The 12,866-nt window shown below is 35.4% G+C and carries 12 protein-coding genes; 9 read left to right on the forward strand and 3 right to left on the reverse strand.

The features are described from left to right. Positions 1 to 5: 5 nt before the first annotated feature. Complete coding sequence (locus VHP32_05760; protein ID HEX2787393.1) at positions 6 to 1,859, reverse strand: T9SS type A sorting domain-containing protein; 1,854 nt, start codon at positions 1,857 to 1,859, stop codon at positions 6 to 8. A 226-nt stretch (positions 1,860 to 2,085) separates the two neighbouring features. Here VHP32_05760 and rpmE point away from each other — a divergent pair, with 226 nt between their 5' ends. From rpmE to ndk, 9 genes are all read left to right on the forward strand, one after another. After that, positions 2,086 to 2,310 (forward strand): 50S ribosomal protein L31, encoded by a 225-nt coding sequence (rpmE, locus tag VHP32_05765; GenBank protein HEX2787394.1) that lies wholly within the window; start codon positions 2,086 to 2,088, stop codon positions 2,308 to 2,310. 128 nt (positions 2,311 to 2,438) lie between these two features. After that, complete coding sequence (locus tag VHP32_05770) at positions 2,439 to 3,689, forward strand: putative sugar nucleotidyl transferase (GenBank protein ID HEX2787395.1); 1,251 nt, start codon at positions 2,439 to 2,441, stop codon at positions 3,687 to 3,689. Between the two features lie 130 nt (positions 3,690 to 3,819). Further along, positions 3,820 to 3,996, forward strand: a complete 177-nt coding sequence (gene rpmG / locus VHP32_05775) for a 50S ribosomal protein L33 (GenBank protein HEX2787396.1) — start codon at positions 3,820 to 3,822, stop codon at positions 3,994 to 3,996. Positions 3,997 to 4,096: 100 nt separating this feature from the next. Further along, positions 4,097 to 4,567, forward strand: coding sequence for an NUDIX domain-containing protein (locus tag VHP32_05780; protein ID HEX2787397.1), 471 nt, complete (start codon positions 4,097 to 4,099; stop codon positions 4,565 to 4,567). A gap of 10 nt (positions 4,568 to 4,577) precedes the next feature. After that, on the forward strand, positions 4,578 to 5,405 hold the full coding sequence (gene folE2, locus VHP32_05785; GenBank protein ID HEX2787398.1) for a GTP cyclohydrolase FolE2: 828 nt from the start codon (positions 4,578 to 4,580) through the stop codon (positions 5,403 to 5,405). A 158-nt stretch (positions 5,406 to 5,563) separates the two neighbouring features. Next, positions 5,564 to 6,010, forward strand: coding sequence for a hypothetical protein (locus VHP32_05790; GenBank protein HEX2787399.1), 447 nt, complete (start codon positions 5,564 to 5,566; stop codon positions 6,008 to 6,010). 22 nt (positions 6,011 to 6,032) lie between these two features. Then, positions 6,033 to 6,803: a UDP-2,3-diacylglucosamine diphosphatase gene (locus VHP32_05795; GenBank protein HEX2787400.1), complete on the forward strand. Its 771-nt coding sequence runs from the start codon at positions 6,033 to 6,035 to the stop codon at positions 6,801 to 6,803. 43 nt (positions 6,804 to 6,846) lie between these two features. After that, complete coding sequence (locus VHP32_05800; protein HEX2787401.1) at positions 6,847 to 9,138, forward strand: PBP1A family penicillin-binding protein; 2,292 nt, start codon at positions 6,847 to 6,849, stop codon at positions 9,136 to 9,138. A 106-nt stretch (positions 9,139 to 9,244) separates the two neighbouring features. After that, on the forward strand, positions 9,245 to 9,655 hold the full coding sequence (gene ndk, locus VHP32_05805; protein ID HEX2787402.1) for a nucleoside-diphosphate kinase: 411 nt from the start codon (positions 9,245 to 9,247) through the stop codon (positions 9,653 to 9,655). A gap of 121 nt (positions 9,656 to 9,776) precedes the next feature. On the opposite strand, the gene VHP32_05810 is transcribed toward ndk, so the two are convergent. Beyond that, positions 9,777 to 11,189 carry a serine hydrolase gene (locus VHP32_05810; protein ID HEX2787403.1) on the reverse strand — a complete coding sequence of 471 codons (1,413 nt, stop codon included), beginning with the start codon at positions 11,187 to 11,189 and terminating at the stop codon, positions 9,777 to 9,779. Between the two features lie 115 nt (positions 11,190 to 11,304). Further along, positions 11,305 to 12,852 (reverse strand): hypothetical protein, encoded by a 1,548-nt coding sequence (locus VHP32_05815; GenBank protein ID HEX2787404.1) that lies wholly within the window; start codon positions 12,850 to 12,852, stop codon positions 11,305 to 11,307. Between the last annotated feature and the right edge of the window lie 14 nt (positions 12,853 to 12,866).

The following is a 12,866-nucleotide window of genomic DNA, read 5'->3' on the forward strand; positions in this document are numbered from 1 at the left end:
GCTTTTTATTTTATAAGAACCATTCTCTTGATTTCGCTGTAAGCGGGAGTTACGAGCTTATAGAAATAAACTCCGCTTGGCATTCCTGAAGCATTCCAGTTTGCTTCATATCGTCCTGCCTGTAAAACCTGATTGCTTAATAGAGCAACTTCTTTACCGAGCATGTCATAAATCTTCAATGTAACAAATCCCTGTTGAGGAATATCAAACTTTATGTTTGTTGTCGGATTGAATGGATTCGGATAATTCTGATATAATTTATAAACATTAGGTATCTCAGAACCTATGGATGAAATACCGGTATTTATTGTATCATAGTATACAATCTGATTAACGGCATTTGAAAGATTACTTAAAGTAAAGCTTGCGCTCGTTCCTGTATATGAACCGTTTCCGGCTCCCTGCCATCTTTGGAACCAGTATGTTCTTCCGTTGAATTGAACTGAATACGGAGTTACATTTATGTTTACTGCTGAACCGGAATCATGAAACATATTTCCATTTGTTACTGTCACGGGAATTCCTGCGGGATTGAGTAAAGCTATTACTTTATATTGTGTCTTAAAGTTTGCCGTATATTGGCTTTGTTCAGCGTTTATATTGAGATTAAGAACAGGCGTTGTTTGTCCTGTGCTCCAGTTTACAAATACATTCTGTGAATTTCCTGAAACCTGCGGTGTTACTGCTTCTATTGTTTGTGCTGAGTTAATATCCCAGGTAAATAACTGCGGAGTTGAATATGTAGTGCCGTTAACTTTAAAGCTCAGATTTCCTTTGTTTGTGCCGACTGATACATAATTTTTGCCGACGAGATAATTAACAACGGTCTTATGGCTTTTGCCCTGTCCGTTTGTTCCGGTTACTATAACTTTATAAACTCCTGCCGGAACAGAGGCGTTTGAGTTAACCTGCAAGGCTATGCTTTGAGTAAAATTGCTCAGAACATTTCCACCGGGGAAGCTTGTTGTGATTCCTGCATTTGACGGTTCAACCGTTGCCGTAAATGTAACAGGTGAATTATATCCGTCTGCTATCACAGGAGTGCTGATTTGGAAAGTACCGCTTCCTGTCTGACCTTGATTTACAACTTTAAAACCCGGGTTTGGAAGCAAAGTAAAGTTTTCAGTCTTTTGACCTGATTGAATTATTTCTTTGGTATCATTTCTCTGAACGAATGAAATAACTCTTATTTCAGACTGATTCCAAACAGGATTTTTCCAGTATTTTTGTTTTACAGTAACCATTTGTCCGGGTGTTAATGTCATAGGTGTTCCCGTTGCATTTGGAAGCATTTTTCTCATAACATCGTGGAAAACCATTTCACCGTTTGTTCCCGGAGGTGAAGGGTATTGAATAATATGTTCAAGAACAGCAATTTGTAAAACTACATTCGGATTTTCCATCGCTGTTTCACAATATACTTTCACAGTAACTTCAACTGAATCTGCGCCGATATTTTGCGTTGTCATTAAAATGGTCAGCGGGCTTAAAACATTAATCCTGCTGTCATAAAGAGATTGAAATAAACCTGATGAGTATGGAGAGTTTAATGATGTAGTTCCTTCAAACCTTCCCTGAGGAATGGCATTAATTCCGTAATAATTTCTTCTTGCTTCATTATCAGAAGTGTTGTGATGATACATAGGGTCGGTACCCGGTGCAGGCCAGCTCATATGATAAGCAATTCCCATTACCTTATACGGGTCTTGCGTGGAAAGCCAATTATCAAGAGCAGGATTATTTGATGCGCAAGGTCCGCATGTTGAACTTGTATATCTTTCGATGAATACTGTCCTATCTCCCGCAATCACTGAACTATAAAACATCATAGCCAGCAGAAATAGTAATAATGATTTCATTTTATTTTTGATTTAATTACAGTTTAATTTAAAATAAGATTTAGTATAAATTAGGTATTTTATTTTTTAAATAAAATAACACTCTTTAAAGCGAATCCTCTAAATTGATCTATAAATAGCCGATATAAAATCGATAATTTTACTTAAAAACATTAAAATTATGTAAAAATGGCGGGATTGAATATAAAATGAATTATGGCTATATTACAAGTTGAAAGGAATAATTATGAAAGCGAATTTTCATCCGAAATATTACAAATGTGAGGTAACTTGTGTGTGTGGTGCTCATTTTACTACCCGTTCTACCGTTCCGCAAATAAAAGTGGAAATATGTTCACAATGTCATCCGTATTTTACGGGAACTCAAAAAATTGTTGATACTGCAGGTAGAGTTGAAAAATTCAGAAAGAAATACGGGAAGAAGTCAGAAAAACAAGAAGTTACTGCATAATAATATTTTTAATCGGAATTTAAAAACAAACCTAAGCCATCCTGATTTATCAGAATGGCTTTTTTATTATAATTAAATTCCCCTCTTGAGAGGGGTGGCTCCGGCGAAGCCGGAGACGGGGTGTGTAAATGAGAATCTGCCTATTCGAAGACAGCTCAGTAAAAAATCTTTTCCCTCTCACCTGCTTGCGGGCATCATTCAATGTGAAATGCGGAGTATATACTTCGTTTGAAAGAATAAAATTATTCATTCCTAAAAAGACTAAGATAGATTTTCTTTGCAGAAGTGAAATTGCTGATATAACAAGAGAAACATATTCCGGTTTTAATGTCAATCAATTATCAAATGATGATTACCTCTTTATAAACGGTAAAGCTCATTTTGATAAAGATGTTTATAAAAAAATTGATAAAGCCCTTGATGACAATTTTTTTATAGCAGATAATAATAAAGTTCTCTTCGCAAGAATATCAAAAGATAAAATCGAAAATCTCATAAATAATCTTTCGATAAACAATTTTATCCTGACACCCGAAACCTTTTTAAATTCGGGGATTTCAACCATTTCAGATTCACCACTTCACCATTTCACAATTTCGCAATTAAATTATCCTTGGGATACAATAAAACATTTCGAACATTTTGTTCAGCCCGATTTGGAAACACTTCTCAAAATATTTCCTAAAACGACCAAGACTCCGAAAAAAGTTGATTTCATAAATCCGAAAAATATCCGCATAGGGAAAAAAGTAAAGTTTTCTCCTAACGTTGTTCTTGATGCATCCGAAGGAAGCATCATTATCGATGACAATACAAACATCGAATCCTTTGTTTACATAAAAGGTCCTGTTTATATAGGCAAAAATTGCTTGCTGAAATCCGGATTAAAATTATATGGTCCATCTTACATTGGTGAAATGTGCAAGATTGCCGGAGAAATTGGTGAGTCGATTTTCGATTCTTATGTGAACAAACAGCATGAAGGATTTGTCGGGCATTCTTATGTTAGCCCGTTTGTAAATCTCGGCGCTGATACCGTAACGAGTGATTTAAAAAATAATTATTCAAAGCTTAAGCTAAACTTTAACGGGGAGCTAATTGACACCGGTATGCAATTTCTCGGAACGATTTTCGGCGACCATACCAAAACGGGAATCAACACGATGCTAAACACCGGAACAATCACAGGGATTTTTGCGAATATTTTCGGAGGCGGCTTTCCTGCAAAAGAAATTCCGTCATTCAGCTGGTATGAAACCGGAAAAGAGAATGTAAAATATGACCTCGATAAAGGACTCGAAACCGCAAAAACCGTAATGTACCGCCGCAAAGTCGAAATGTCTTCAGCATATGAAGATTTGGTGAGAAGTTATTATTAAAAATAGATAAAAACATCTATAAAGAGATATTATAGCCGGTTTTATCTATAAATTTTACCCAAATTTGGGCTTAAATTTTATCAAAATTTTTGCTAAATTATTTGTTCGTAATAAATAAACTCAAACGATTATGGCACGTAAAGAAGGTCCAAGAATTAATATAAAACTCGTTAGCGTAGAAGGTCCGCACAAAGGAAAATCTGTTTATGTATCATCTAAAAACAGAAATAACACCAAAGAACGTATCGAATTGCAGAAATACTGCAAGTGGACTAAAAAAAGAATTCTCCACAGAGAAGCAAAATAAAGTTTAACAACCCCCTCATTCTTCCGGTAACCGGGTGTATCACTTTCGAAAGGGGGTTTTTTATTTGGACAAAAGTCCATCCATCTAAAGCCGACCTGTCTTGAAATTCGCAACACTTTTATATATCAAAAACTCCAAAGGAGAATATCTGCTTCTTGAAAGATTGCAGGAACCAAACTTAGGTTTATTTTCTCCTCCCGGAGGCAAGCTGCATATTGAAGATGCGGAATCGCCATTTGCATGTGCAGTGCGCGAAGCCGAAGAAGAATGCGGAATAAAATCACAACCAAGCGACTGGCATTTAAAAGGAATTGTAACTGAAAAAAATTACCCAAAAGTCGGTCACATAATGCTTTTTCTTTTTGAATACAAAAAAGATTTTAATGAACTTCCTGCGGCTTTCAAAGAAGGTAAATTTCATTTCGTTCATCCGTCAAAGTTTGAAGATATTGAATTTCCTGAAACCGATAAACTTTATTTCTGGAAGTTTGTTTTAAATAATGATAACTTTTTCAGCTTGAGCATAGATTGCTCCAATTCCCCTTATTTATGCAATGTCGAGGTTAAATAACTAAAAAATTATGGAAACAAAAGAAATTAAAATAAACTCAAACGGTGAAGAAAAGACGCTTCCCGATACTCAAAATCAGTCAGATATACGCCAGATTCCTATCGATAAAGTCGGCGTAAAAAACTTGAAATATCCAATTGCAGTTCTTGATAAAGACCGCGAAGTTCAGCACACAATTGCTACGATTCAGATGACAGTTGACCTTCCGAAAGAGTTCAAGGGAACTCATATGAGCAGGTTTGTCGAGATTCTCCAAAATGAAGACCGTGAATTGCACGTTCAGGCAATTTATGACATTCTTGAAAAAATGCAGGAGCGTCTTCACGCAACGCGCTCACATATTGAGATGGAATTCCCTTACTTCAAGGAAAAAGAAGCGCCGGTCACAAAAAAGAAATCACTCATAGACTATACTGTCCGTTTTCATGCAATGACCTGTGAGAAAAAAGATTTTGTGCTGACTGTTGTCGTTCCGGTTACTACCTTATGTCCTTGTTCAAAAAACATTTCCCAATATGGCGCACATAATCAGCGTGGTGAAGTAACCGTTGCTGTGCGTTTTAAAGATTCAGTCTGGATTGAAGATATAATTGACATTGTCGAGGACAGCGCAAGCTGTGAGCTTTTTAGTTTGTTGAAGCGTGAAGATGAAAAATATGTAACCGAGCGCGCATTTGAAAATCCTGTTTTTGTTGAAGATTTAGTCCGCAATATTGTGATGAAATTAAAAGCAAACTCTGAGATTACTTGGTATAAAGTCGAAGCGGAAAATTTTGAAAGTATTCATAATCATAATGCTTATGCATGCATAGAATCGCATAATGGGCAGGAAGAATAATCGGAACTAAATTCCTCTTTTTTCCATTTAAAGATATGTAATTTGATATAGTTATATATTGTTATATCAGATATTTAGCATAAATTATGCTATCTCATAATGTCTTTGTAATGATTTTTACTTTTTATATTTTTAAATAATAAATAAATATTTCATCAATGAGATCTTTAATAAAATCTTCAAAAACTTTACTTATTTTAACTGCATTTTTTGCAGTATCATTTGCGTTTGCAGGAAGTGCATACAGCCAGTCAGTTCCTACAGTTACCGTAAAAGCAAATAAAAAATCTTTTAACGGAGGTGAAACGGGAACATTGACAATTTCTTTTAAACCGGCAAAAAATGTAAAAATTCCTAAAGAGCCGGAAATTACTGTTACGTCAATAAACGGAGTTGAAGGCGCAGGCATGCAGGATTATTCTGCAGGTGGAGGTGATTACTTAAGCAGCAATAAAGTAAAATACAATTTCACTGTTCCATCAGGTCTGGCATCCGGAACAACTGTTAAAATTTCAGGAACTGTTAAGTTTGGCTACTGTAATTCCGATGATGGTGTATGCAAAATTGCGAAAAAAGATTTCAGCACTACCATAAAAATAAAATAAGTTATAACTTATTTCTTGTTTAATGCGGGATGCTTATTATTTTATTTCGGATGTTCATCTTGGACTTGAATCTAAGGAAAAAGAAAAACTTAAAGTAAAAGTTCTTTTACAATTTCTCGACGACATAAAACTTGATGCAAAAGAACTGTTCATTGTCGGTGATTTGTTCGATTACTGGATTGAGTATAAATACGTGATTCCAAAAGGACACTACAAAGTATTAAGCAAAATATCCGAGTTAATAGACAGCGGCATTAAGATAACCTATCTTGCAGGAAATCACGATTTCTGGCGCGGCGATTATTTCGAAGAAGAATTCGGAATTAAAATTTCTGATAAGCCAATCGAGAAAACCATTGAAGGAAGAAAGTTATACATACATCACGGCGACGGACTTGCTTATAATGATACAGGATACAAAATCTTAAAAAAGATTTTACGTAATAAGGGAAGCCAGTTTTTTTATTCTCTCATCCATCCTGATATAGGAATATGGCTTGCAAAAAAAACCTCACATACATCAAGAGGATATACAAGCGAAAAAGATTACGGTGAGAAAGACGGACTGCGGGATTATGCAATGCTGAAATGCGATGAAGGATATGATTATGTTATTATGGGACACAGACATTTTCCTGTCAAAATGGAGTCACAAAAATCTCCGGGCAGGACATATTTTAACTTAGGTGATTGGATGTATCATTTTACTTATGCAGTATTCAGAAACGGAAAGATGAATTTGATGAGATATTACGATTTAAAAACTAACGAATTTATAAACGAAACTTTATGATTTTTTTTTCTGCTGAAGCAGAAAAATCGGGGATATAAAAAAAGTGTTTAAAAAGAAGTCTAAAAAAGAAGAGTTAGATAAATATTTTAGCGATAAGAAGTACAGAAATAAAAAAGGGAAGCAAAAAAAAGTTCAGAATTATTCCTTTAAGCTTGTTCTATTCATTTCAATAACCGCAATTTTCATCCTTGCAGGTTACCTGTTTTACCTTTCACAGACATTACCTTCACTTGAAGAGCTTGAAAATCCGAAGCTCGAAGAAGCAACAAAAATTTATTCCGACAACGGCGAGTTAATAGATAAGTTTTTTCTTCAGAACAGAACGCAGGTAACGCTCGATAATATGCCGCAGGATTTGATTAATGCTTTAATTGCCACCGAAGACAGAAAATTCTATGACCACTGGGGTGTCGACGTTCCGAGAATTTTTCAGGCGTTCATTAAAAATGTAATGCGTGCAGATATGACAAGCGAGGGAGCTTCAACAATCACACAGCAGCTTGCAAGAAATTTATATAAAAATATCGGGACTGAAACTTCTCTTAACAGAAAGCTCCGCGAAGCAATGACGGCGGTGCAGATTGAAAGAACCTATACCAAGAAAGAAATTCTCGCATATTACATGAATGCGGTTTATTTCGGTAATGGTGCTTATGGAATTCAGGCGGCTGCGCAGACATACTTTAATAAAAATGCAAAAGATTTAAATTTAGTTGAATCGGCAACACTTGTCGGGATTTTAAAATCTCCGACAAACTATGACCCTGTAGATAAACCCGAAAATTGTCTAAGGAGAAGAAATATTGTTTTAAATTCCATGCGGGAGTGCGATTATATTAATAAGGAAACTTATGACATAGCATCAAACGATCCGATAAAATTAAATATGACTCAGCAAACTCTGGTTCAAAATTCAATTGCGCCTGAGTTTTCGGAATATGTCCGTCAGTCTCTTCAAAGAATTGCTGAAAAATATGGTTTTGATTTATACAGAGACGGATTAAAAGTTTATACTACTCTTGATACACGTTTCCAGAAACATGCTGAAGATGCCGTAAAAGACCAGCTTAAAGGATTTCAGAAAACCTTTAATGGTTATTGGAATTGGAAAAATAACCAGGATGTTTTAAGCGATAATGTTGACAGGTACATAAAGCAGTCGGAAGAATATAAAAAAGCAAAGACAGAAGCAAACAGGAAAGCTATTTATGACAAGATGAAAAATGACAAGAAGCTTATCGATTCAGTTAAATCTCTTGCCTCTACAATTCAGATAGGGCTGACATGCATAAACCCGAAGACGGGTGAAATAAAAGCAATGGTCGGTTCGAATCCATATACAAGAACGAAATACGGACTGAACCACGTAACACAAATTAAACGTCAGCCGGGTTCGACTTTTAAGGCATTTGTTTATGCGCTTGCGGTGCAAAACGGGTATTCACCCGGTTATATGATTTCAAACGACCCGGTTTCAGTTAATGTCGGCGGAAGAACGTGGACTCCCCGCGGAGGCGGAACCGGCGGAAAAATTTCTATGAGGACAGCAATTGAAAAATCCATCAATGTTGTTGCTGTCAGAACTGCAATGGAGATGGCGCCCATAGATAAAGTAATTGAGCTTGCCCACGAGATGGGTATAAAATCGGAGCTTCCGAATTACTTATCGCTTTCTCTCGGCGCAGGTGAGGTAACACCGCTTGAGATGACGAATGCATTCGGGGTTTTTGCAAATGAAGGAATTTGGGTTGAGCCTATTGCAATTAAAAAAATCGAGGACAGAAACGGAAATTTAATTGCAGAGTTCATTCCTGAAACAAAAGAGGTTCTCAGCGAAGGTGTTGCATACATGATGAGTGATATGATGCAGGGAGTTGTCGAACAGGGAACGGCAACAAGCGTAAGAAACTTCTTCCACAGACCTGCAGCAGGAAAGACCGGAACAACACAGAACTATACCGATGCATGGTTTGTCGGATATACTCCGCAGTTTGTGACAGGTGTATGGGTCGGATTTGATGATGCAAGAATTAAATTCGGAGGTGCATACGGACAGGGCGGATATGCTGCTGCGCCTATATGGGGAAGATTCATGAAATATGTTTATGAAGATGATGATTTTGATTTTCCTGTTGAATATTTCTTGATGCCTGAAGATTTAGAAGAGGTTAACATCTGTTCGATATCAGGACTGGTTGCTGGTGAAAGCTGCCCTGCAACGCTTGAGCTTGTTCTAAAAAGGAATATGCCGAGACGATGCAATATTCCGCATTACTTATTTTCCGATTCAACACAGGTTTCAAACACACCTCCTCCGGGAACAATCGGATATTAAAAAGTTTTAATAATAATTCAGGGTACGACAGGCATTCCTGCCTGTCGGGACAGACACGAATGTCTGTCCTACCCTACGCTAAAATAAAATCAAGAAAGGAATATTTGTGGAAAAAACTTTATGTATTATTAAGCCTGATGCAGTGAAGAAAAGAGTTCAGGGAAGCATCATCCAGATGATACTCGACAATGGATTTGATATTAAAGGAATGAAACAGGTTCAGCTAACCGAAGACCAGGCAAAGAAATTTTATGAAGTTCATAAAGAAAGACCTTTTTATAACGACCTTGTAAGCTTTATGGTTTCAGGTCCTGTTGTTCCGATTGCTCTGGAAAAGGACGGGGCAGTTGCGGCATGGAGAAAATTAATTGGTGCAACCGACCCTGCAGAAGCTGAAGAAGGAACAATCAGAAAAAAATTTGCTGATTCAAAATCAGAAAACGCAGTTCACGGAAGTGACTCTGTTGAAAACGGACAAATAGAAGTTGATTTCTTTTTTCCGGAATTGAAAAAGTAGTTTATAAAGTTCGAAAGTTTTTAAAGTTCATAAAGTCGAACAAATGTAAAATTAAAATCCCCGTGAATTTAAAACTCACGGGGATTTTTTTTGTAAAGAAAGTAAAGAAATGAAGAAAAAATTATTTTAATAAAATCATTTTCTTTGTTTCTGAAAAATTTTCCGTTTTCAACGTGTAATAATATACACCACTCGATACATTAGCACCGCTCCATTTCATTTTATAAATCCCTGCCTGAAGTTTTTCGTTAACAAGTGTCTCGACTAACCTGCCGTTAATATCATATACATTAAGATTAGTAAATTCGTCACCTGAAATTTTAAATTCTATAGTAGTTTCAGGATTAAACGGATTCGGGTAATTTTGCTTCAGTTCAAATGATGACGGGATTTCCTGTGAGATTGGCTGAATCCCCACAGGGCGCTGTGTTATAACAGTATTCATAAAAGGAAGTCCGAAATTTGTAGTTGATAAATCACGATTTGAACAAATAACAGCTGTGATAGTATCCTGCGGAACATGCATCATTATGCTTGCATATCCGAATACATTTCCTCCATGTCCCCAAACTGTTCTTCCTGCTACATTGGTGTATCGCATAAGTCCAAGTCCATACCCATTGACATTACCAAATGAAACGTTTCTGAAGGTTGTCATCTGCTGCATAGACTGCGGTTCCAGAAGTTCACCTCCAAAAAGCTGCATTGCATAAAAAGCTAATTTTTGTGGACGGGAGATTATTGCACCGGCACCCCATGCTCCGCTGAATATTGCAGTTTTCGGAATGAAAGAAGCATCATCAAGGATTCCGTCTCCGTTTAAGTCCACCCAATTGTGAGCAAGTGGTCCTGTATATTCTTCAAAAGGAAAGAGCGATAAGCCGCCAAGAAAGTGATTTGTCAAAAGAAGTTTTTGATATGCTTCATGCAGCGGCATTTTGTAAACCTCTTCAATAATTAATCCCAATAAAATGTAATTAGTATTTGAATAAGCCCATGAAGTTCCATGCTGAAAATTCGGAGCCAGAACAAATTGCAAAACATTTTCAGGATTCCATACGCTGTCTAAGTTTGCGTTTATCGCTGCCGAATATTGCGGATTGTTTGTAAAATTATAAATACCGCTTGTATGCTGCAAAAGTTCTCTTATTGTAATATTGGAATCAATATTATCATAACGCGGAAGATACATAATAATCTTATCGTCTATATTTAATAAATTTTTTTCCTGAAGCTTAAGAATTGTGGCTGCAATAATATTTTTTGTAATGCTTCCGATTCCAAATGAATGGCTATAAGTCATAGTACTTCCGCTGTCGGAAATTCCACTGGTTCCTTCCCATGTTCCTTCCGGTAATATTACTATAGCAGACATACCGGGTATATTATATGATGTTCTAAGCTGGTTAAGTGATGATTGCAGCGCAGCTTCATATAGCGGGTCAAGACCAGCAAATGACTTATTGCTGCCCGTTAGTAAAAAAGAAATAACAAGTGTAAAAAATAATACGGATTTAATAAATTTTAATTTCATAAATATAAATTTAAACTAATTTCTAAGAGGATAAAGTTAGCAATTAAACGCTTAAAATTCAAAAAAATTATCTTGTATACTTAGAACTTAACCATTCTTAGTCTATTTATGTATTTTAATGTACTTTTCGAGCTCTTGCTTTTACAATCTCTTGATATGTTTTATTTTCAACCTTAGTATCTACCCATGCGATAATGTCAAATCCGTGCAGTCTTTCACTTTCTTCCGGGTCAAGAAAAATTTCTTCAAGTTCATTCCTGTGTTCTTTTAATAAAACTATAAGCTCTTTATTATTGGAAATTTTTGTTAATTTTTTAATGACCTTCAGTGCAAGCGTTTCGAACTTTAAAAGATTTTTTGTCTTGCGCAAAAAACGATAAGTTGATTTCACAAAATATTCTAACGAATCTATATTGCCAAGTTCATAATGAAGTATAAGATTAAAAATTCTGCCGGAAGACTGAATATCGGTTCTCAGCATAAAAGATTTGGAGTTAAATATTTTATTAAGATGTTTAAGCGAACGGTTTAGTTCTCCTAATCCGAAGAAAGTAACTGCAGCTACATAATGTGCAACGATTTCTTCATCCCGGTAATTATTGTTTTCAACAAGATTTAAAGTTTTTTCAATAAGCGGAACGCATTTTTCAAAATCCCCTCTGTATTTATACATTCCGATTATAATTACATATGTCCTTGATTCGACAAATCTTTTGACCTTGTGCGGTAAGTAAATTAGCAGTTCATGCTGATTTGACAAAAGTTCATCACAAAGGTTTTGAAACTCCTCATGATTTTTCAATACAAGCGAAGGGGTAATAAGATTTTGTTTTGCTAATAAATATTGCGATGCAAAGATTTTTTTCTTTTCAGGTTCTTTATCCAGCAGCATAATAATTTCTTTATGATGATAATATGTTGCTTCCCAATCATTAAGAAAACGAGTAATTACCCCAAGCATGAGATGATAAAGAATTTGCGAGTGCAGGTTGTTTGCATATGCTATGTCGGAAAGCAAAATATTATTCTTTATTCTCAGTAATTCTTGTTGTTCTTCCTTATTTTTAGTTACACCTTTTGATGATGCATATATTACCATTTCATCATACAACTTTTTATAGGCAACCTGATTATTCATTTTTTCAAGAATGTTTTTTTCTTGTTCATAGGTTTTCAATATTTCTTCAGCAGATTCATTGAGAGAAGTTTTTACTCTCAAGACTTTTCTTCGAATGTTTATTACTTGCAGTAGTTCTATATCCATTTCATTTTCTGCTGCAATTTTTTCAGCTTTTGCAAGAACTTTCAATGAGTCGTTGAACAGTTCTTTATCGAATAAAACGTTAGCACTGTTGAGAAGTGAATTTAACTTTATATTAATTTTTTCTTCAAGGTAATAAAGATTTAAACTTTTAAGAATCGTATTGTATAAATAGTTTTTTATCACCGGAAGCTGGCGGACAAATTTTTCATTCTTAAATTTCTTTTTTATATCGTTTTCATTATATCTTATATCATTATTTTTTGCCTCAAAGGCATCAAACAAACGCAAAAAAGTATTGTTTTCCTTTGAGTTATGCCTTACGGCAAACTTTTTGAAATAAGTTTTTTCGGTTTTAGATAAAGATTTTATGAGCTTGTATAGATCGTTCGTTGCTTTCATTATTTTTTTATAAG

It is taken from the genome of Ignavibacteria bacterium, assembly GCA_036262055.1.
Taxonomy (GTDB): Bacteria; Bacteroidota; Ignavibacteria; order Tepidaquicellales; family Tepidaquicellaceae; genus DATAJP01.